Annotated in this window: 17 protein-coding genes; 15 read left to right on the top strand and 2 right to left on the bottom strand. The window is 47.7% G+C overall.

The window, feature by feature from the left end; all coding sequences use genetic code 11:
- The 11 genes from OXH00_20620 to OXH00_20570 form a co-directional block, all read left to right on the top strand.
- Positions 1 to 709 (top strand): hypothetical protein (locus tag OXH00_20620; GenBank protein ID MCY3743424.1); only part of this gene is annotated, 709 nt, incomplete at its 5' end.
- 72 nt (positions 710 to 781) lie between these two features.
- The gene (locus tag OXH00_20615; GenBank protein MCY3743423.1) at positions 782 to 1,636 is read left to right on the top strand and encodes a DUF1080 domain-containing protein; all 855 of its coding nucleotides are present in this window, start codon (positions 782 to 784) and stop codon (positions 1,634 to 1,636) included.
- Positions 1,637 to 1,655: 19 nt separating this feature from the next.
- The gene (locus OXH00_20610) at positions 1,656 to 2,624 is read left to right on the top strand and encodes a hypothetical protein (GenBank protein MCY3743422.1); all 969 of its coding nucleotides are present in this window, start codon (positions 1,656 to 1,658) and stop codon (positions 2,622 to 2,624) included.
- A gap of 22 nt (positions 2,625 to 2,646) precedes the next feature.
- Positions 2,647 to 3,645 carry a hypothetical protein gene (locus OXH00_20605; protein MCY3743421.1) on the top strand — a complete coding sequence of 333 codons (999 nt, stop codon included), beginning with the start codon at positions 2,647 to 2,649 and terminating at the stop codon, positions 3,643 to 3,645.
- Between the two features lie 64 nt (positions 3,646 to 3,709).
- A complete protein-coding gene (locus OXH00_20600) occupies positions 3,710 to 4,651 on the top strand; it encodes a hypothetical protein (GenBank protein ID MCY3743420.1) in 942 nt (313 codons plus the stop codon).
- A 413-nt stretch (positions 4,652 to 5,064) separates the two neighbouring features.
- Positions 5,065 to 6,084 (top strand): hypothetical protein, encoded by a 1,020-nt coding sequence (locus tag OXH00_20595; GenBank protein MCY3743419.1) that lies wholly within the window; start codon positions 5,065 to 5,067, stop codon positions 6,082 to 6,084.
- 324 nt (positions 6,085 to 6,408) lie between these two features.
- Entirely contained in the window at positions 6,409 to 7,431 is a 1,023-nt protein-coding gene (locus OXH00_20590) for a hypothetical protein (protein ID MCY3743418.1), read from the top strand.
- Between the two features lie 262 nt (positions 7,432 to 7,693).
- Entirely contained in the window at positions 7,694 to 10,720 is a 3,027-nt protein-coding gene (locus tag OXH00_20585) for a sigma-70 family RNA polymerase sigma factor (GenBank protein ID MCY3743417.1), read from the top strand.
- A 212-nt stretch (positions 10,721 to 10,932) separates the two neighbouring features.
- Complete coding sequence (locus OXH00_20580; GenBank protein MCY3743416.1) at positions 10,933 to 11,853, top strand: hypothetical protein; 921 nt, start codon at positions 10,933 to 10,935, stop codon at positions 11,851 to 11,853.
- Between the two features lie 104 nt (positions 11,854 to 11,957).
- Positions 11,958 to 12,761 (top strand): hypothetical protein, encoded by an 804-nt coding sequence (locus OXH00_20575; protein ID MCY3743415.1) that lies wholly within the window; start codon positions 11,958 to 11,960, stop codon positions 12,759 to 12,761.
- Positions 12,762 to 12,813: 52 nt separating this feature from the next.
- Positions 12,814 to 14,802: a hypothetical protein gene (locus OXH00_20570; GenBank protein ID MCY3743414.1), complete on the top strand. Its 1,989-nt coding sequence runs from the start codon at positions 12,814 to 12,816 to the stop codon at positions 14,800 to 14,802.
- Between the two features lie 52 nt (positions 14,803 to 14,854).
- Here the strand turns inward: OXH00_20570 and OXH00_20565 are convergent, their stop codons facing one another.
- Positions 14,855 to 16,282 carry a mercuric reductase gene (locus OXH00_20565; GenBank protein MCY3743413.1) on the bottom strand — a complete coding sequence of 476 codons (1,428 nt, stop codon included), beginning with the start codon at positions 16,280 to 16,282 and terminating at the stop codon, positions 14,855 to 14,857.
- 24 nt (positions 16,283 to 16,306) lie between these two features.
- Positions 16,307 to 17,854, bottom strand: a complete 1,548-nt coding sequence (locus tag OXH00_20560) for an amidohydrolase family protein (protein ID MCY3743412.1) — start codon at positions 17,852 to 17,854, stop codon at positions 16,307 to 16,309.
- 200 nt (positions 17,855 to 18,054) lie between these two features.
- On the opposite strand from OXH00_20560, the gene OXH00_20555 reads away from it, so the two are divergent.
- The 4 genes from OXH00_20555 (at position 18,055) to OXH00_20540 (ending at position 21,706) form a co-directional block, all read left to right on the top strand.
- Positions 18,055 to 18,549, top strand: coding sequence for a hypothetical protein (locus tag OXH00_20555; protein MCY3743411.1), 495 nt, complete (start codon positions 18,055 to 18,057; stop codon positions 18,547 to 18,549).
- A gap of 30 nt (positions 18,550 to 18,579) precedes the next feature.
- Positions 18,580 to 19,665 (top strand): Gfo/Idh/MocA family oxidoreductase, encoded by a 1,086-nt coding sequence (locus OXH00_20550; GenBank protein MCY3743410.1) that lies wholly within the window; start codon positions 18,580 to 18,582, stop codon positions 19,663 to 19,665.
- A gap of 171 nt (positions 19,666 to 19,836) precedes the next feature.
- Positions 19,837 to 20,739, top strand: coding sequence for a hypothetical protein (locus tag OXH00_20545; GenBank protein MCY3743409.1), 903 nt, complete (start codon positions 19,837 to 19,839; stop codon positions 20,737 to 20,739).
- 67 nt (positions 20,740 to 20,806) lie between these two features.
- Positions 20,807 to 21,706, top strand: a complete 900-nt coding sequence (locus OXH00_20540) for a hypothetical protein (GenBank protein MCY3743408.1) — start codon at positions 20,807 to 20,809, stop codon at positions 21,704 to 21,706.
- The last annotated feature ends 23 nt before the right edge of the window (positions 21,707 to 21,729 follow it).

Here is a 21,729-nt window from a genome sequence, read left to right as displayed (position 1 = left end):
AAATACACACCGCCAGTTGACTTTTGATGGTAACAAGGACTTGGGCCCTGCGTGGTCTCCGAATGGGAAATGGATCGCTTTCGTCTCGGACCGTACCGGGAGCGCGAATATCTATAGAATGGATGCAAATGGTGAAAACGTGAGGCAACTCACGAACCGAGAAGGCTGCCGCCGCCCCGCTTGGTCGCCAGACAGCCAATCGATTGCCTTTGCTTCAGAAAGTGCTCTTTACGTGATGGATGCTGGCGGTAGACAGTTGAGAGAACTCACAGTGTCTACGCGCTTCTCTGACTGTTCATGGTCACCTGATGGCAAACAGATTGCTTTTATCTCATCTGCTGCGAATGGGGGCTGGGAGGTTTTTGGCATTGATATAAACGGAAAAAACCGGCGCCAACTCACGTGGTCGAACCAACCGGTATTCATTTGGGATCCTGTGTGGTCGCCGAGTGGAAAATGGATCGCCTATATCGTGGGTCCGATCCAAGCAGGAGGGGCAGGGATAATAAATCAAATTAGGACTAACGGGGTCGTCAGTGTTGTCAATACGATAGACGGTGCGGGCGGGAAACCGATTGAGGCAACAAAAGGATTGCCAAAACAATCTCTGCAGTGGGTGCCAAAACAGCTTCTCTCTGTATCCGCAAGTGCAGAGAAGCAGATAACGTTATGGGGAGCACTCAAGCAAGCAGAAAATGCCACAAGGTAGATACCGCATATCGAAGAAATTCATTGCAATTTCCACGTATCTCTTGTATTTTAAACTGCTAAGGAGGATAGAATGAGATTTGCTATTTTGATGATTGGAGGTATTCTCCTATTCCAGACATTGCCTGTCTCCGCTGGGACGTTCCTTGAGACATTTGATAACTTTAACTTAAAAGATTGGGAAGAAGTTACCGAACGGAATGCACCTGCTGGCGAATGGCGGGGTATCAATGGTGTGCTGCAAGCAGAAAGTAAGGATAACGCAATCCGAATGCTGGTGATAGAAGGTGCAGCGTGGCACGATTATGAGGTGGAATTAGATGTCATGCCGCTTGTCAGACACGGACGCGGGCACATTGTAATTGCCGCCAGAGTTAATCAGACATACGCTGTCATTTTTGCGATCGGGAATATCTTCTGGAACACACCTTCACCGATAGTTTCGGGTGTTGTTTTAAATTTGCCTATGGGACAGATAATAGGACTCCCGCTTTTCTTTGCCAGAATAGATAAATTTTTTAAGATGGAACTTGCCGAATTAAATGAAGTGTTCAACAGACTCGCGAGAGAGGAGGTCCAAGAAGAGATTTTGAAAGAGGGGGCAAGTATGAATTGCACAACGGTTTTACCACGCTCTTTTCTGAAAACAAGGGAGTGGAGTCATTTAAAACTGCGTGTTGACCAAGAACGGTTTACACTCTCGGTTAATGGAGAGGATGTTCTATCTTTCACTTGTCTCTTTGACAACTTCGCTTTCTTGGAGGAGGACCTTAATGTTGGTAGTGTCGGTTTCGGCCTTGCGGGATATACCGCTCGATTTGACAATTTCAAGATTACTGGCGAAGATGTACCAAACCACGGCAATTTGTCGGTCCAACCCCAAGATAAACTAACAGTGACGTGGGGTCAAATCAAGTCGGAGCAGTGAAAAAAATAAGAAGATAGTAATGAGGTCCATACGATTTTTTTTTATTATCAGCCTGATGTTGTTATATGGAAATATTTGTTCTGTCTTTAGCGAGGCACCGGCCACAGCGAAAATAGTGTTTAGTTCTTTTCGTGATGGCAACACTGAAATCTACCTCATGAATCCAGATGGAAGTGAACAGGTGAACTTGACGCACGCCCCTTCCGATGATTTTTTCCCGGTCTGGTCACCCACAGGCGAGCAAATCCTGTTCGCCTCAGATCGAATTCGCGTTCACGACTTATACCTCATGGATCCGGATGGCGCAAACGTCAGGCGGGTTTTCAGAAAGGTCGCACACAGAGAACACCCAACATGGTCGCCTGATGGAAAAAGGATCGCTTACGAACGTGTTGAATTTGATGAGCGTTGGATCTATATTGCTAACATAGACGGTACAAATGAAGAACGAATAATCCTTGGTCGGTACCCCGCATGGTCGCCCGATGGCACCGAAATAGCGTTTTTTACCGGACTGGCTGGGCACACCCGAATTTGGCTTTTCAATCTTCGCACACGGCGGCAAAAATCGCTGCTTCCTGACGATGCGATCCAGTGGATGTGGTATCCAGCATGGTCGCCTTCCGGGGCTAAACTTGCTTTTGCTTGGCTAAATCACTTTCCATTTATCGGTTTTGTTGAGCGTCAGACAATCTATATTGTGAATCGTGATGGGACAGGCATTGAGCAAATTGTTGATGAAGCCGGTCCGAGAGCAAACGAGCCGGCGTGGTCCCCAAGTGGGGACATGCTGCTTTATTCCCAGCGTCTTGAAAACAATCGTTCCCAAATCTTCAAAATCGCTTTGGCTGGAGGGGAGCCAGTGCAACTAACGCATATTCATTGGAATTATGGCGGCGATTGGTTTGATCCGGCGTATGTGTTACCCGTTTCACCACAACCACAGTTGCTAACAACGGTATGGGGAGAAATGAAGAAGGGAAACTGAAGTAGTTCTTTCGGAGGTGTCTATGCTGCGATATAAGTGTTTATCTGTTTTATGTATACTAAGTGTGGTAAGCGTTTGCGATGTCTGGGCAAAAGCACCTGAGACCGCCAAAATTGTGTTTACCACCTTACGAAATGGCAATCGTGAAGTCTATATTATGGATACTAACGGACAAAACAAAATCAACCTTACCGAACACTCAGCAGATGATATTCAACCTGCTTGGTCACCGACAGGTGAACGCATCCTTTTTGTGTCAAACCGAGAAGGCAAGCACGACCTATATCTAATGAAACCCGATGGAAGTGATATCAAGCGTGTATTTGAAGAAAAGTCTCACCGTGTCGCCCCTATCTGGTCTCCAGATGGGAAACGGGTTGCCTATGTACACAACGGACTTCAACGGACGCTAAATATTGCTACAAAAGATGGGAAAGATGTTGAGGTGTTGACAACTGTAGACGATCTGCTTTATGTCAATCTTGCGTGGTCTCCGGATGGCACACAGATCGCCTTTGATAATATCGTCCGGACGAGTAGAACACATATTGTTAATTTACAGACGCGAACGGTGGAGCCGCTACTTCCAGAACTTCACTTTGTAATACTCAATGTCGAGTGGTCTCCGGATGGGAAACAACTTGCGTTCGCTGGCGTGGAGTGCGTTGAGAACCAAGCGTGTCGTTTTAAAGGCTTTGATGATCTAACAGTGTATGTCGTTAATACGGATGGTACAGGTTTGAAACAGGTGGTCGTTAGAGAGGATTTCGGTGCTGATAATCCAATGTGGTCCCCACAAGGGAATGCCTTGCTTTATCAACGAAAAGTTAAAGTTATTCTCGGAAATTTCGAGGAGACACAACTCTTCAGACACATATTCGGTAATGATAAGCCGAAACAACTGACTGCCATCAGTCGAAATTTTTATGCGGATTGGTTTGATCCAGCGTATGCGTTGCCTGTTTCACCACAACCGCAGCTGCTAACAACGGTATGGGGAGAAGTGAAGAAGGAAAACTGAAGTAGTTCTTTCGGAGGCGTATATGCTGCGATATAAGTGTTTATCTGTTTTATGTATACTAAGTGTGGTCATATTATACACAAGCGTTTGTGATGTCTGGGCAAAAGCACCCGACACCCCAAAAATAGTGTTTACCTCCTCTGGAGATGCGAATCGAGACATCTATTTAATGAATATAGACGGGACAGAATGGGTAAACCTCACGAACCATCCAGCGAGTGATATACGCCCCGCATGGTCTCCAACGGGTGAACAAATCCTGTTTGCCTCAGACCGCGACCGATTTCCGCGGAGCTGGGACCTGTATCTGATGGACGCAGACGGTTCAAATGTCAGGCGCGTATTCGGTAAATCAAAGGGTAGATCCGGTGGAAAGTGGTCGCCAGATGGGAAACGGATTACTTATATCTCCCTTGAAAAAGGAGAACGGCACGTCTATATTGCATCAATGGATACGAAAAAAGAGGAGCGCGTGGCGTTCGGTGGAAGTGCTGATTGGTCACCAGATGGAACAAAGTTAGCAATTATTGTCGGCGGGCCAAGGCGTATGCGGATTGTGATGCACAACCTTCAGACAGGTAAACAAAAATTTGTTTTTCCGCCCGAAGCACGTCCCTCATGGATGGGAGGCATAGCATGGTCCCCAATAAGCAACAAACTCGCGTTTTCTTGGCTCCATCGCGTACCACTCAAGGACTTCGTTGAGACAGAAACGGTCTATACTGTTAACCCAGACGGGACAGACCTCCAACAGATTGTCGCTGAAGAAGGACTCGCCGCAATCAGGCCGACCTGGTCACCTCATGGCGATGTACTCCTTTATGAAAAACTGAGCGCAGGCGCAAAATCGAGAATCTTCAAAGTTGACGTAGCTGGCGGACAACCCGTGCAGCTTACTGAACCGGGTTTCCATCTTTTGGGAGACTGGTTCGATCCAGAATTCGCGCTGCCCGTCTCACCACAACCGAAGTTGCTAACGACGCAGTGGGGGAAAGTGAAAAAATAGCCGTTCTTATGCCTACATAAGACTTCCACAAACACCAGTACGCAATACGTAAAACTCATGGAAAAATTAGGTGAGTCCTACCGACGTTTATAGTAGATTCTGTAACTACTGATACGTTCAGCATCGGGGTGTTTCCTATAGGTTGAACGGATACTCCCAAAACCCTGAAAAGTAACACAACACTCAGATTGCATCATAGATGCCACGTCAAACAGAAAAACGAGAGAAACCCAACACCTTTGCTGTTTCCGGGCACCTGCGGGTCTCAAGTTGGGTTTCACTGCGTTTTTGGATGTATAGAACGGCAGGTTGGATTTGAGGGTATTAGCACACGGACATATACCTTTTCAACACCGTTCAACCCAACCTACAGGACTTTTTTAAGAAAATGGGTCAAGGAGGAATTCGTCAAAATGAAACAGGCATTGCGTTATACAGTATTATGGGGTATGTTGATTCTATTGGTTGGAAATGTCCAAGCGGCTGGAACCGGAACACTCTCTTTTTCCACCAACCCCCGGAGCCCTGACCTCTATCTCGTAGATAGTACAGGGCAGAATCTTCGGAGACTTGTGACCGATCACATAAATAAAGGTTCACCGACTTGGTCACCGGATGGACGTTTTTTTGCCTATCAATCCAACGACGATGGGAATCCTGATATCTATGTGATGGATGTCAGAAACAAAATATCCCGTCAATTGACCAACCACCCTGACCGAGACCTGTCGCCTGCGTGGTCCCCGAATGGGAGATGGATTGCGTTTGAATCTGACCGAACCGGGGATCTACATATCTACAAAATTGATGTAGATGGCTCAAATCTGATGCGATTGACAAAACGTGGGGATAACCAAAATCCAGCGTGGTCGCCAGATAGTCAGTGGATCGCGTATAATTCCTATCAAGAAGGAAATCGTGATGCGGGGATTCGTGGAAGGCAATTTCTCTCTGTAATGACCGCCGATGGCAGAAGGACGAGACAACTGACAGAAGGCCTAAATATGTCCGGTTGTACATGGTCTCCCGATGGAAAACAGATCGCTTTTGCTGCGGGGAATATAGAAAAGGAAGGCATAAATATCAGCCTCATTGATGTCAATAGGCGCAACCGCAGTGCCTTAACCGAAGTGGGTCCAAACGCATGGGCAGGGAGTCCGTCGTGGTCGCCGGATGGCAAGTGGATCGCCTATTTTTTCAAGAATTTGCCAGTATTGGATGTGGATCTTGGTCACGGAATCCGAGGCATTGACTTTTGGAGTGGTGATAATGTTATCTGTGTTATAAGTCCTGAAGGCCAGAACGACGCCCAACAGCTTAAGGCAACAAGGGGATTGTCGTCCAGTCCTGTGTGGGTGCCGGACGGTTTCTTCCCAGTTTCTCCGCAACCACAGTTGCTAACGACGCAGTGGGGAGAAATTAAAAAGGAATAGGTTCTCATTGCTTACGTTTTTAGTAGAGTTTGGACAATACAAGAATCCTTAGAATATAATCCAGAGTTTAGTACATTTTTAAGAAACCGAACAAAGCGGAATACTTAAGATGAGACACGCATTGCGTTATACAGTATTATGGAGTATATTGATTCTATTAGATGATAGCGATTATCCGATTTTTTTCAAATTATGCACCTTTTGCTCCTAAAAATTGTCTCTTTAATAATGTAGCAACTTGCGTTAAAGATAATTGATCATTGGAAACGCTAAACTTTTTTCAAACTCACGTTAAGAAAATGAGTCAAGGAGGAATTCGTCAAAATGAAACACGCTTTTGTTTATATGATGTTAGGAGTCACCTTGCTGGTAAGTAATGTCCTGCTTGTTAGAAATAGCCAGGCAGATGGGACCGGGACAATCTCTTTTGCTTCCTACATCCGAAGCCCTGACCTCTATCTCGTAGATAGCACGGGACAGAATCTCAGGGAACTCATAACCGATGACAGAAATAAGCGTTCACCGACTTGGTCGCCAGACAGACGTTTTTTTGCCTATCAATCCAAAGACGATAGGAGTGTTGATATCTATGTGATGGATGTCGAAAGCAAGACATCCCGCCAATTGACAAATCATCCCGAGAGGGACCTGTCGCCTGTGTGGGCACCCAATGGCAAATGGATTGCGTTTGTGTCTAACCGAGCCGGTGATCTGGATATCTACAGAATTGATGTAGACGGTTCAAACTTAAAGCGGTTGACAAAACGTGGAGACAACCAAAATCCCGCTTGGTCACCAGATAGTCAGTGGATCGTCTATGATTCCTATCAAGGCGGAGCTCATCGTCCAGGCGGCGTTCCGGGAAGACATTTCCTCTATGTAATGAACGCTAATGGGGCAAGATCAAAGCAACTGTTAGAAGATCTAAACATATCCGGATGCACTTGGTCACCTGATGGAAAGCATATTGCTTTTGCTGCTGGGAATATAGGCGGTGAAGGCGTGAATATCCACATCATTGATGCCGATGGAAATAACCGCCGCACGTTAACCAGAGTGGGTCCAAATGCGACGGTGAGGGATCCAGCGTGGTCGCCCGATGGCGAATGGATTGCCTATCTTTTCGTAGTTCCGCCAGTATTGAATCATGGTCAAGCAATTCCAATCAATGAGGCTTTTCGAAACAATGTCATCAGTGTCATAAATACTGACGGTGAAGACGCAGAACAACCGCTTGAGGCAACACGCAGATTGTCGACCGCTCCTGTGTGGGTCCCAGAGACTTTCTTCCCAGTTTCGCCCCAACCACACTTATTATCAACGCAGTGGGGGAAAGTGAAAAAATAGCCGTTCTTATGCCTACATAGGACTTCCACAAACACCCGTACCGAATACGTAGGACTCATGGAAAAATTAGGTGAGTCCTACTTACATTTAAAAAACACTTCCGAAAGATCCTATCCTGTCCGACTTATCTTGGCAGCATCTTCCCAAATTCTCCGGTATCAAATTTTTTTCAAATCATGCACCCTTTCCGCCTTAAAATTGTATCATTAACATTTTGAATGTAAACACAATCACGTTTATGCTTTAATCAGGGAGAATGCTGATGGTGGAAAACGATGTTCAACTGATTCACAGAATTTTGTCGGGTGATGAAGCGGCATTTAGTGCTTTGGTGCGAAAGTACCAAAAGAGCGTTCACGCGCTTGCGTGGCGGAAGGTTGGCGATTTTCACATCGCTGAAGAGATTGCCCAAGATGCCTTTCTCCAAGCATACAAGAACCTCGCGACGCTGAGGAATCCGAGTCAGTTTGCTGGATGGCTTTATGTTATTGCCAATAACCTTTGCAAGCGGTGGCATCAAAGCAACAAACCTGTGATGCAATCCCTGGAGGCCACATCTGTAGCAGAGGTAGGGAGATCTTCTTATAAACGTTACGTATCGGAGCAACGGGAGGCGGAAGCCGTGGAACATCGCTACGAAATCGTCAAAGAACTTCTGGAAACACTGCCGGAGAGTGAACGCACAGTGGTGACACTCCACTATCTCGGTGAAATGACAACGAAAGAGATTGGCAATTTCTTAGGGGTATCGGTGAACACCATAAAAAGTCGGCTTCGCCGGGCACGGGAGCGTTTACAAGCCGAAGAGCACCTGATTAGCGAAACGCTCGGAAGCGTCCAGATGCCCGCCAATTTCATTGAGCGTATTATGCAGCAAGTTGCCGACATTAAACCGACACCGCCTCAGGTTGGGAAACCGCTGCTACCGTGGGCGGCTTTTGGCACAGCTGCCGTCTTCATATTGCTAATGCTCGGTGTCGGGTCTCAATACCTCGCGCGTTTCCAGAAACCTTACAACTTGAACGCCCAATCGGAAACCACTGTTGAAATCATTGATGCGTCCATTGTCCTTGATACGCAGGCGGAACCAGATGTGCGAAACCAAGCCGGACTTTTCGATACCCCGGGTAGGAACAACGGCACCGGTGTACAAATTTCAAAGCCGGTTGTGCCGGTTCCGACCGTGCAGGTAGAGAAGGAAGTGCCCCCGACGCTGAACCGGCAGTGGAAACACGCAAATGCACCGGGTTTCGGGCCAGTGTTCGGCTTATTCGCCAGCTCAGAGAACAATATCTATGCCGCTTCACACCTCGGTATCTATAGATTGACACCCGATGCCCCTGCGTGGACGTTCATTAGTCCGGCAGCCGCTGTTAACCTTCCAACCGCTTCTGGGGGCTACGGCATGATACCCATGGCTGAGAAAGACGACACGCTCTACCTTGTCTCTGGTGATGAAGTGTTTAGTTCAAGCAATAGCGGAGAGACGTGGACATCGCTTGGGACACGCCCAAAAGGTGCCGCTATGGGATTAGCAATAACCGATGAAGCCTTCTACCTCGCACTTAGGGATAACGGAATCTTCCGATCTGAAGATAAAGGGAAGCAGTGGACCCTATTGAATGATGAAGTTACAGCGGTAAAAATCTTTGCCTTGGCTACGCTTGAAAACACAGTGTTTGTCGGGACAAATCAGGGACTCTACCGCATCAAGCCGAGACACGGTTTAGAAAAATTGCCACTGAATACCACGAATGCTATCCATTCTTTGGCAGTTTCCGGAAATAACCTTTATGTCGGGACAGGCCCGGATCTGTTTCAATCCAAGAATGCTGAAGATAGAGCCGTGTTCAGCGAGCAACTTACCGAACAACTTAAGAATGACAACAATTCAGGTTTATGGGAACTCTTCCAGTCAACAGATTTAGGAAATTCGTGGACGGATATAACACCTAAAATCGAATCACCTTTTATAAGGCTGGCACCCGGTGTTAAAGTCCTCACTGCTGGAAAAACGCTTTTAGTCATCGGATACGTCGGTTTCCATCTCCGATCCATGGATGGTGGAAAAACATGGTCAGGTGCCGATCAGAAGCCGAGCTCGATTGCAATTATGAATTCAATATTTTTGAGTATATTCCCCGCTGTCGGCGTGGACGAAAACACTGTATTCACGGCGGGAATGTTCGGACTTAATCGCTCAACCGATGCTGGCGAATCGTGGCAGCCTTTTATGACAGGAATGATAGCGACCAGAATATCTAACCTCATCGCGTTCAAAAACGCCCTCTACGGAAATACCGGCACGAATATCGCCAAATCTACAGACGGCGGAATGTCGTGGCAAACCTTACACTTCGATCCTAATAAATTGACATCGATATGGAAAAAACAATTGATGAACGCTCGGGGATTACTGCTCCTTCCAAGGCTAACAGTTTCTGATGGTGTGCTTTACGGCATCACATCAATCCCAGGTGTCGAAGATACCGCCTGCATTTTCCATCTCTCTGCAAGTGGCAATGATCTGGTGCTTGTTCAAGGGACCCCGACTTTTAGCGAAAATCTCTCTATAGAAATGCCAGCAACTGAAGGGCAGGGGGGTGCCGAAGAAAATATAACGGGTAACGCCGCGAACAATCCTGAAAAAATGGATGCGTTGCCAGAATCAACTCGCCAGAAGACATCGTTTCCTCGTGCGTTTGCAGTCAGCGGCGATGCATTCTATACGGAGTATCAGGGGCGGCTCCTGCGGTGGAGGCGCGGCGAATCTGAATGGTTCGTCGCTGGACTGGTAGACATCGACGCGCCTGCCAAAAATGATGGCACCGACCCCTTCATTCTCGCTGTTTCAGGCGAAACCGTCTACGTCGGCAAACGCGACGGTCATCTGTTCCGATCACTTGATAGCGGGAACACATGGAAAGATCTGACCGCAACGCTGCCGCTTCGATTTGAGCATTTCAACGAGATAGTTTTTGCCGGTTCAACGGTTTATGTCGCTACGGACGTAGGTGTTTTAACATCAGCGGATGGCGATAACTGGCGCGTGATAACTAATAAAACCGGGACCCGCACTATTATAGATCGCATCGCTGTCGTTGACACGACGATTTATGGGGCTGGTAATGCGGGTGTCTATCAATTGGATAATCGAGGTAGATGGGAACAAATCTTGCCAGAGGTGCCACACAGTGTCATCTCCGTTGTTATCAATGGTGATAGACTTTATATCGCTACCAAACGAAGCGGGATGTTTCACGCATCGCTTGAAGAAGAAAACGATTGATATTCCCAGCAATTCTCCCATCAAAAACCGCTTATTTTTTATCTCATTCAATTTTTTTTCCATTATGCACCTTTTTGCCCTTCAAATTGTATCATTAAGCGATAAATAAACGTGAGTTTGAAAATAAAGACTGAAACCCCCGACAAAATTCAAAATCTTTTATCAAACTCACGTAATAAATATAGGTATTCTGTCTAAGGAGGAAAAAGTATATGTTTTACTTTCGATCACGATATCAGTGTCTATTCAATCTATTGACGTTTTGTGTATTTCTCGGATTTGTAGTTGTTTGGGGCTGTTCGGAACCCGAAAACCGCAACGCGTTAGCCCCAGCAGAAACAATGACGCAACCAATCTCTGAAGAAATGGTGGCAGCGGTGCTGGCGGCTGTAGAAAAAGATATGTTCGCCGCAGAAATGGAATCCGCACCACAATTTGAGGCAGTGCCAATGGCACCAATGCTAAGGCCCCCTACAATTGCAGAGGTGATGGCGGAGTTGCGTGCGGAATTTCCCGGCAACGTCTTAGACGACGACTTCACAAGGATTCGAGAAGTTATCGAGTCAGAAACTTATATAGACTACTTAAAACGTACCTATCCACAGGAAAATCAGTTCCAGAATTTCGATGAGTTTTGGGCGTTAGCGTCCGTGGATACGGAGCGGTCCCTGGAATTTTTGAACGAATATTTTAAGCCACCCCTGCCTCCTCCGACTGCGGAGGATGTTGATGTGCTTCATTATATGGCTTTGTTTGAGCGCAATCTAAACGTCCGTCTATATCACGAGGAGCCAGTCGAAGTAAAAGAAGTTATGCTGGAAATGATGATGAATGAACCTGTGCACAGTTGGTTAGAGCAACGCTTTGTTGGTAATATTCTTCTTTTAATAAAAGTTTTGGTCTATCACAGCATTCTGGTCGATGAACTGCAAGAGGAAGATCGGGAAAATATCCATGCCCTTTTTGTTGAACATGGCACGCAAAAAGGCTTTTTACGGGTCGCGCTCCAAGAACCGGTGAATCTCGGATATGTCCTCAAAGATTTTACAGATGTCCAGGTGTTCCGGAAATGGGTTGATGGAGAATTCCATGAAGTCGCCTGGTGGAATCAAAATGAGGATAACGAAAAATAGGGACACGTCCGCCTGCAGTGCTACGATATTGCAGGCAACGTGTTCCGGGTAGTAGGGGTTGGGTTACCCAACCCCTACCATACATCTTACCCTCGGAGAACATAATGAACATACGATGCTTTCAATGTCAGCGTTTTTTCAACCGACTCGGAGTCTGTCTCTTTTTAGGGATCTCACTATTTTTCGCGTGTCAATCCAGTCCCGACCCAAGCGTTGTAAAGCCCGAAAAAGGAGACCTTGAAACAGGAAGTCGTATTGAGCCGATTGCACGACCGCCAACCCCCGAGGAGACGTTTGAACAACTCAAGCAGGAAAATCCCACTAACATTTTGGATGGGGACTTCAGAAAACTCAAGAGGTTCGCCACGTCCAAGACCTATTTAGACTTCCTCAGACGTAACCATCCGATTGAAGCTCAATATCAGACTTATGATGCGTTCTGGGAAATCGCATCGGCTCATCCATCACGATACATGCCATTTTTGAAGCAGACGCTTGAGAAGCCTGACGAAGAAGATGCCGCGAATGCACATCTTTTCGCTGTACACTACAGACATGTGCTGACGCGTGGATACCATGGCGAAGATCCTGATACTTTTCGAGACGAATTGAAGAAATTGATCGACGGTCCGGGAATGAATATAGCCTTTAAGCATTTTGTAGACGACGAGCATAATGTTTTGAATGGGTTAGATCTCATTTTCTTTAGCGTGGAAATCGACCTTTACATCCAAAAAATTGAGCAGGCGGATGCTGCGCTGGCTGCAGAACTCTTTGATAAACACGGCGAGCATGATGCACTCATTTGGCTTGCACTTGAGGACCCCGTATTAATCGGATATATTCTCAAAGATTTTACGGACGTTCAAGTGTTCCGAAGATGGCTGGCTGGCGAATTTCATCAATAGGGGTCAATTTAGCGTGTACGATAAGAAAACTTTTATCTTTGGAGGAATCAAAGTGAAGCGTATTCTCGTTTTCGCAAGCATCGCCATTGCGATGCTATACCAACTTAGCTGTTCTCTTGATGAAGAGCAAACACAATCTGAAAATCCCATAACCAACGATTCAACATCCGTTCTTAACGCCCCACGCTTTGTCGGAAATGTTGTACTGGAAAATATGTATGCGGATGAAGCTGGGAAACTAACAAGCAAAACACCCCTGGAAATCATTACCGTGCTTGAAGGCACAGGCAAAGTCAGTCTTCAGGCTCAATTTCGGGCAGTTAAAGACGGGCCTTTTGGATCACCCGTCTATGAATGTGAGCTGATTGATGACTCAGCAGAGGTTGCCCGGGGAATGTCAGGCAGTCCGGTAGGTCCCCCGGGCCGCGTCATGGGTGCGCTTGCTTTCGCATACTGGTATAGTAAACCGCCGTATCGGTTCTTGGTCACACCGATTGATTATATGGAGACAGCCATAAACCATCCAACGTTTGGTGAGTTTTTGAATGGAGAGGCGGCACCCGCTGCACCTGCAATGGCGATGAATGCTCTGTACGCGCCTGTTAAAACACCTGTGATAATGACAGGGATTCAGCCCCACAGAATTCAAGAACTTTCTTTGCATCTCTCTAACTCAAAATTCGATTTTGTTGAATTGCTTGGTGATATCGGCGGCGCGCCTGCAGCCCCGCCTGCAGGCACTACAACAAAACTCTTTGCAGGGGATATGATTGGTGCTGCCGTAGCCACAGGAGATGTTACGAGCCTCATTGGTTATGGGACGGTGACACAGGTTTATGACGATAAATTTGTAGCCTTTGGTCACCCATTCTTTGCAGATGGGAAGTCTGCATTACCGGTATATAGGGCTGTAACGCATGGAATCAGGTCCAGCTTGGCGGCACCAACGAAATCTGTCTCAGCGTATGGAAATCCGATCGGGACAATAACTAAAGACCTACATCCTGCAATTGTAGGGAAACTCGGACCAGGACCGGCAATGATTCCTGTGAAGGTCTCCTATCATCCGGTTAACAACACGCCTATAGAGAAACATCACGTTGTTGCTTATGGACAAGAGTGGGCGATTTCGTATGTCACGGCGGTCACAATGGACGCAATTCGGATGGAGCGGAATGCTGCAACAGTTGAAGGAACTGTAACGCTTCACTTTCAAGAGACCGAAACTGTGTATACAGAAAAGTTTCGGACCGCCTCTTCAAACCCATTTTTCGATGTGTTCATAAAGACGGGTTCAATTATTAATGCGTTCACCGATACACTTACGAACAGCGCGGGCAAAGCAACATTGAAAGCGGTGTCGATTGCTATCGTGGACAAACCGCAAATTGCCACAGCCGAAATTGACGAAATTATTGTGCCTGCTGAAGTGATGCCTGGGGAAAGCCTCACAGTTTCAGTTGTGCTACTTCCGCACTGGAGTACTGCCGGTGCTAAGCGGATAATGCAAAGAGATGTTATACTTGACATCCCTGACGGCTTTCCGATAGGTGAAGCAAACCTCACGGTTTCCGCCGCCGATGAATCGACTGACGACACTGAATTTACACAACTCTTCGGCGATATTTTCGATGATATCTTAGGCGACGATGAAGAAGATGATGATGAAAAACCGCTGCCAAGGAACCTCGACGAACTCATCCGTCAGAAGGAAGAAGATCAGATGGATGCAGGGTTAATTACAATAACCCTTACACCATCGGCTTTTGGCGGTGGATTCCTATTACCAGAAGATTTGCCGCTGCCAGAGAGTGGCGAAGAAGGTGAAGGAGATGACGGAGCAATTCCAGAAGGTTTTCCATTCCCAGAGGGTCTCCCATTGCCGGAAGGCTTCCCACTCCCTGACAATTCTGCGGAACAGCCCATAGAAACTGAACTCGTTATTGAGGGGTTTATCGTAACAGGGTCTAAAGAGGCACGGATTACGATTAAAGTAGGAGACGTGGGAGCCGGTGTGCTGCCAATAGAGGGCGGAGAATAATAATTTCAGAACGCTATTGTATGGACAGGTATCCGTGCCTGTCCATACGGCATCATGGAATCAATTTTCGCAACGTCTGAATCAGTGTGCTTTCTGAAAACCATTTGCCTGCCACACGCCACACACTGCTCGAAAACGTCGGATAGACGTGGATCATCCCGCTCAACTTCCGCAAAGGAATCCCTTGTTGCATTGCCAGCACATACTCGTGAACGACTTCTCCCGCATTCGCGCCGACAAGATGAACCCCCAGTATCTTCCCTGTCCACCGACTTGCAATAACCTTGCTGAAGCCGTGTGTCTCGCCTTCCGCGACGGCTCTATCAACGTCCGCTTGGTCGAGTGTGAACACGTCAACATCCCCGTATTTCTCGCGTGCCTCTGCCTCGGTGAGACCACAACGGGCAACCTCTGGGTCACAGAAGGTCGTCCAGGGCACGACAGCATAATTGATCGTTTTGGAGAATGGAAAGAAGATATTCCGAAGGAGCAGCTGCGCTTGGAAAGCGGCGACGTGTGTGAACAGGTAATGCCCGATCACATCACCCGCGGCGTAGATGTTCCTGACGCTCGTCTGAAGTCTGTTGTTCACCTCAATCCCGCGTCTACCCACCTGTACCCCGATTTTGTCGAGTCCTAACCCTTCAATGTTCGGCGCGCGTCCCGCCGCAATTAGAATCTTATCAAAGGTCTGTTCTGCTGTTCCGTTTTCACTATCATCGAACTTTACATTTACGCCTTCTTGGCTTTCGGCAACTTGCTCGATATTGGTATCGAGTCGGATTGTGATCCCTTCATCACGGAGGTAACGCAGCATCTGCTCAGAGACATCGATATCCTCTTTTGTGAGGATACGTTCGCTCCGTTGGGCGATTGTCACATCGGCACCGAGACGATGAAACGCCTGACCGAGTTCAATACCGATCGGACCCGCACCGACAACGAGCAGCCGTTCTGGGAATTCTGCCAACTCCCATACAGATTCACTGTCGAGATAGCCACAAGATTCCAAACCGGGTATAGGTGGCGCGACTGGACGGGAACCCGTACTAATCACAAACTTTTTGCTTTTGAGCGTGCGTGTTTCTCCACTTTCGGTATCTGCCACGACAAAGGTGTCGGATGCTTCAAAATGCCCATCTCCGAAGATAACATAGACCCCCATTTCACGGAACCGCTCCGGGTTATCGTGTTCCTCTTCTATGGTGTGTTGTGTCCCCTGCACATACGCCATCACACGTTCCCAGTCAGGTGTGGCATCGGGGACAGCAATGCCGTATTTCTCCGCATTCTGGATGGAATTCGCCACCTTCGCCGCTTTCAGGAGTGATTTGGAAGGCACGCACCCCGTCCAGAGGCAGTCGCCACCGATGCGATGTTTCTCCACAAGCGCGGTTTTTTTACCTAATTTTGCGCCCGCCACGGCAAGTACAAGCCCCGCACTGCCGCCGCCGATGATCGTCAAATCGTATACAGTCACGATTTCGTCTCCATGTTGTCCCATTTACCGTTGTTGACGCAACACTCTGCCCGGCAGCTGCCGCGTCACGTTGCCATCTTCGACAACTGAAACGCCGTTGACGAATACCCAGTTTACACCGACAGGCGATTGCACCGGGTCGAACCATGTAGACCTATCTGCAACGGTTTCTGGGTCGAAAACAACGATGTCCGCGGCAAGCCCTTGACTGATTCTGCCGCGGTCGCGGAGTCGGAAACGTTCGGCAGGGAAACCGCTCATCTTGTAAATCGCTTCTTTCAGCGAGACGAGTTGACGTTCACGCACGAACTTACCAAGATACTGCACGAAACATCCGTAACTCCGGGGATGTGGATGTGGGATGTTATAGACACCATCGCTCGCGATCATCATACGGGGATGGCTTGCCGTCTGATTCAAGATGCGTTCATTTTCTGCGGGCGGTGTCGCCCACGGCATCACGAAGGTCTCAATCGCGGCTTCTTCGCAGATGAGATCAAAAGCGAATTCTTCGTTAGATTTACCCTCACTTTCGGCGGCTTCAGCAAGCGTCATCCCGATAAACCTACCGGAACGGTTGTAACCCACAATCTGGCTGCCGTCGCGTAATTCGCCTCGCAGGTATGCAGCCGATTTTTCTCGGACTGCAGGGTCCTCAAGGCGTGCTAACATATCAGCCGGAGCACCCGTCTGAAATTCCATCGGAAGCATCATCGCGAGATGGGTCATACCGGCGGGATAAAGGTAGGATTCAAAGGTCAGATCTATCTGTTCTTTCTCAACCCGTTCAAGTATATCAGCGGCTTCATCGTCCACCCGTTCATGCGAGATATGCACAGGGATCCCGGCGCGTTGGGCAATCTCAATCGTCTCCTCCCACGCCTGCTTTCGACCGAGGATACGGTACCGGATATGCGCGGCGTAGATTGCGTCGTAACTTGCCGCGATCTTTGAAAGATACACAAGTTCGTGCAAATCGGCATTCGCGGATGGCTGATAATCCAGTCCTAAGCAGAGGCAGCACGCGCCTGCTTCTAACCATTCACGTGTTGTCTGTTCCATCGCTTTCAATTCATCAGACGTTGCTGGGCGCGGATCCCATCCCATCGCACCGATGCGAACAGCACAGTGCGGTACCTGTGGATATAGGTTCGCTGGGATGCGTCCGTCGAACATACTGAGATATGCATCTGGGGTCTGCCAGTTGAGCGGCAGTTCAGCATCGCCATAGGCAAACTGTGTATAATGCCACAGTTCTTTCGCCTGCTCCGGTGGTAAAGGTGCCCAGCCAAAACCGTCTGGCGCAGCCAAGTGTGTCGTCACACCTTGACTGACTGCGGCAAACTGGTCACGTCCACCGAGCAGAGAGATCTCTGAATGTACATGCACATCGACGAAACCGGGACAGACGATCTGTCCACTTACAGAAATTCGGCGAGGTGTTTCTGCTTCCGCGAGGTCACCAATCGCAGCGATCTGATCGTCATGGATGCCGATGTCTGCAACAAACGGCTCCTGTTTACCCGTTCCATCAACTATATTTCCGTCAGTAATAATTGTATCAAATCTCATAAGATGCTCCTCTGTTGTTGATTGAGTCTATCACTGAAAATGGCGTATGTCAATATAAAACTTGGGTCAACATGCTCTCTGACACACAACACTCATCACGATTTTCCTTTGACAAAAAATCTGATGCCTGATACAATAGCAGTTAGGATTTAACTTAAATTTGCAATCGAAATTTCTTAGCCCACAATAGGAGGAAACTCATGCATCAAGTCTACACTTTCATCAGGACATTGTCCGCAGGTCTCTATTCCGTATTCGGGGTAGTCCTATTGTCGTTGACGATTGCGTTGAGCGGTTGTAGTGAGGAGCCTTCTGGCGGAAGCGGCTTTACGGATGTAGCACGCGGTGAACCGACTATCGTTGATTCTGCCTTAGCGATCAGTGTCTTTGATGACAGACCCGACGGTATCACGAATACGTTCTTCGCCGAGTTCAACGATCAAGTGTATTTATGGCTCTTGTGGGCGAATATTACAGAAGAACATACGGTTGAAGTCAGGTGGTACTCTCCAGAGGACGGTATTGACGATCCACCGTTCTGGGAAGAGAAACAGACCTTTACCTCTACAACCGGCGATAAAATTACGTGGTTTTATATTGATCTACCCGACCCGGACATTACAGGCGAGTGGTTCGTTGAAGTCTACCTTGATGGTGACCTCTTTGAGCGGAGCCATATCTTCTGGGTAGAGTAACCACCTGCCGCACCCAGATGGAGAGAAATCATGGATAGACTCAGAATCGCACATATCGGCACAGGCAGACGTGGTGCCGGTACCTACCTTCCTCTTATCTCAAAATTGGCAGGCGACCTTGAGTTAGTCGCTGTTTGTGATCCACGCGAAGAGAGCGTTGCTGAACAGGGTGAGAAATATAACGTCCCTGCTTACACGAACACCGAGCAGATGTTAGACACAGTAAAACCTGATATCTGTTCGATCGTGATTACACCGAGCAACAATCACATTCCCGGATTGCTCTGCTCCGGGCGCGGTATCAGTTATTGTACAGAAACACCGATTGATACCGATCTCGGATGGGCGGACAAGATGATCGCCTCCGCACAAGAGAACGGCATAAAACTGGAAGTCAACGAAAATTATTATCGCGTGCCGACAGAGCGGATCAAACGGGAGATGATTCTCGCGGGTGTTTTCGGCAAAGTTAATGTCGCCTACAACGACTTCCGGGGACACGGCTATCACGGCATCGGTCTCATCCGCAGTTATGTCGGTTTTGATAACGAACCGGTGCAAGTTTACGGATTCCGAAAGGGGTATGACGTTCAGGAGCACGTCTGGCGGAAAGGGCAACCTACGCGCAATACTGAGGATTGGCAACATGCAGTGATTGAGTTCTCAGATGGTGCTGTCGGCATCTTCAATTTCAGTGGTCTCTCCTACGGCTCCCCGCTGCGTGGCTTTAACGGTTCAAAGTTCTACGCAGCGCGCGGAATGTGTTTCCGAAACGATGCTGTCATTTTGAACGACGCTGCCGATGAACAGCGCGCGATTACCGTCACACGCAGAACCAATACCGTTGACGGTTATGAAACCTTAGCCGCGCTTGTCGCCGACACCGACCCTGAAGTGGTTTGGGAAAACCCGTTGCAAAATTATCCGCTCAGCGACGGTGAAATTACGGTCGCTTCGGAACTGATGAGCCTCGTCAACGCCGTTCGCAACGATATAGAGCCGGAATACGGCGCGTATAACGGTCGCAAGGATCGAGAAATTGATGTTGCCATGGCACGTTCATGGTCAAACAACGGCGCGCCTGTCACTTTCCCCTTTGATTATGAGAAACGTTGAACACTCAAAAGATCGACGACGAAAAACCAGCGAAGGACATCTATGCCTTTGTAAAACCTTCTTTGCTGATGGCTGATGGCTAACGGCTGACAACTGAATTAACCTTGCCGTTTGTGCTGAGATTTTGTATACTTTAAAAGGAGAAAGTACAAAACGCAACAGGAGCGAGACATGTTGAAAAAAGTGTGGTGCTTTTTCGTCCTCCTATTCATCTTCGGTTTCAGTGCGACGTTGATGGGAAACGAATGGGCAAACTACTATTTCCCCGATACACTTGGCAGCTACTGGACCTACGAAGACCAAGACGGTGAAGAATTCACGCGCTACGCCATAGAACCACAGGATGTTGATGGCGAAACCTATCGTGCGTTCAGTTATGATCCACCTTTAGAAGATTGGGAAGATTACCAGTATCTCGTCTATCCCTATTATTACCAAGTCAGTGACGACTGGGTAGCATTCTTTAACGGGGATGAGATTGAAAACGCCATGAAAGCAATAGTGACGAAACAATTGGAAGAAGGGGTGTTGCAGCCACTCAAGGAACAGTTGAATCAGACTGTCCCGCCTGGCGTTACTTTTGAGATTAGTACGAGTTTTGAAGCGGAGGCACAGGATTACTCTTATCTTTTTCCAACACCGGTTACTTACAATGAAGAATGGGATGCGCAGGTGGTAAATGCGAAATTTGTCATCAGGATTGATGTAGCAGGCGATCCCAACGAAATCCCACCCGGCGGTGCTTTAATATTCACCTTCAATTTAGATGTATTAGGAACAGGGACGGTTAAAACTACCGAAACTGTGGAGACATCAGCAGGCACGTTTGATGACTGCCTAAAAATTGAATTTGAAACAGAAATGGTTACGACCCTCGAAACATCACCGCCTATGGAAGGAACGCAATCCATGGTGCCAGAGAAGGTAAACGCATTAAACACGCTCTGGTTGGCGCCTAACGTCGGTATTGTTAAAATGCTGCAGGAATCTGAAAATAGCGACACTGTGAACACTGTTGAATTGACGAACTACGAAATCAAATCTACTGAATCAGGAAGCGGCGAAACCAATTAAGCCCGATTCCTGAAGCCTCGCTTTCGGGAATTGTGAACGTTCCCGAGAGTGCCAAAAGGAACTCTACATGTTGAAAAAATTTCGGTCTGCTTTTCTGTTTCTGCTCGTCTTCGGTTTCAGCGCGACATTGATGGGAAACGAGTGGGCAAATTACTATTTCCCAGATGAGCTTGACAGTTACTGGACCTATGAAGACCATGACGGTGAGGAATTAACGCGCTACGCCATAGCACCTGAAGAGATTGATGGTGAAACCTATCGCGCGTTCAGTTATGAACCTGTCTTGGAGGACTGGGCAAACTATCAGTATTATTTTCATCCCTATTTCTACCAAGTCAGTGACGACTGGGTGGCGTTCTTTGTCGGTGATGATATCGAAAATGCGACACGGGCGGTCACGGAGCAACAGTGGAACGAGGCTATGGTCGTGATGAAACAAGAGTTGAATAATCAACTGCCACCCGGGATGAACCTTGACCTTAATGTGACATACGACCTTGATATACAAGCACAAGACTATTTCTATCTTCTGCCGACCCCTGCAACGTTCAATGAAGAGTGGGAGGCTTCGCGCGTTGATGTGGAAATGGATTTGCAGATTGAGATTACAAGCAACTTGGACGGCTTTCCACCAGCAAGTCAGGCAATCACAATGTTCCTGACCCTTGTTGAGACTGGCGTGGTCACTGGCACAGAAACCGTTGCAACGTCTGCTGGTACGTTTGAAGATTGCCTAATAGTCGAGTATAAAATGGATGCCACAATAAAGACAGAACCGGACCTACCAGAAGCGAAAACCTTGTTTGCAGATGCATATAAAGGGACGTTAACAACGCTCTGGCTCGCGCCGAATGTCGGTATTGTTAAAATGCTGCAAGAATCCGAAAATAGCGACACCGTCAAAACGCTTGAATTAACAAACTATGAAATCAAATCCACTGAATCAGAAAGCGGTGAGGGTGATTAATCCCGTTTCTGAAGGGATGCTTT

This window comes from Candidatus Poribacteria bacterium, from assembly GCA_026706025.1.
Classification (GTDB): domain Bacteria; phylum Poribacteria; class WGA-4E; order WGA-4E; family WGA-3G; genus WGA-3G.
The sequence above is the reverse complement of the archived record's forward strand: the minus strand, read 5'-3'. Positions and strand labels throughout refer to the sequence as shown.

Bases quoted from the DNA above. Each gene is read 5' to 3' on its own strand.
- OXH00_20595 (MCY3743419.1), top strand. From the start codon at position 5,065: ATGAAACAGGCATTGCGTTATACAGTATTATGGGGTATGTTGATTCTA.
- OXH00_20575 (MCY3743415.1), top strand. From the start codon at position 11,958: ATGAACATACGATGCTTTCAATGTCAGCGTTTTTTCAACCGACTCGGA.
- OXH00_20590 (MCY3743418.1), top strand. From the start codon at position 6,409: ATGAAACACGCTTTTGTTTATATGATGTTAGGAGTCACCTTGCTGGTA.
- OXH00_20615 (MCY3743423.1), top strand. From the start codon at position 782: ATGAGATTTGCTATTTTGATGATTGGAGGTATTCTCCTATTCCAGACA.
- OXH00_20545 (MCY3743409.1), top strand. From the start codon at position 19,837: ATGTTGAAAAAAGTGTGGTGCTTTTTCGTCCTCCTATTCATCTTCGGT.
- OXH00_20580 (MCY3743416.1), top strand. From the start codon at position 10,933: ATGTTTTACTTTCGATCACGATATCAGTGTCTATTCAATCTATTGACG.
- OXH00_20555 (MCY3743411.1), top strand. From the start codon at position 18,055: ATGCATCAAGTCTACACTTTCATCAGGACATTGTCCGCAGGTCTCTAT.
- OXH00_20605 (MCY3743421.1), top strand. From the start codon at position 2,647: ATGCTGCGATATAAGTGTTTATCTGTTTTATGTATACTAAGTGTGGTA.
- OXH00_20560 (MCY3743412.1), bottom strand. From the start codon at position 17,854: ATGAGATTTGATACAATTATTACTGACGGAAATATAGTTGATGGAACG.
- OXH00_20585 (MCY3743417.1), top strand. From the start codon at position 7,694: ATGGTGGAAAACGATGTTCAACTGATTCACAGAATTTTGTCGGGTGAT.
- OXH00_20540 (MCY3743408.1), top strand. From the start codon at position 20,807: ATGTTGAAAAAATTTCGGTCTGCTTTTCTGTTTCTGCTCGTCTTCGGT.
- OXH00_20610 (MCY3743422.1), top strand. From the start codon at position 1,656: ATGAGGTCCATACGATTTTTTTTTATTATCAGCCTGATGTTGTTATAT.
- OXH00_20550 (MCY3743410.1), top strand. From the start codon at position 18,580: ATGGATAGACTCAGAATCGCACATATCGGCACAGGCAGACGTGGTGCC.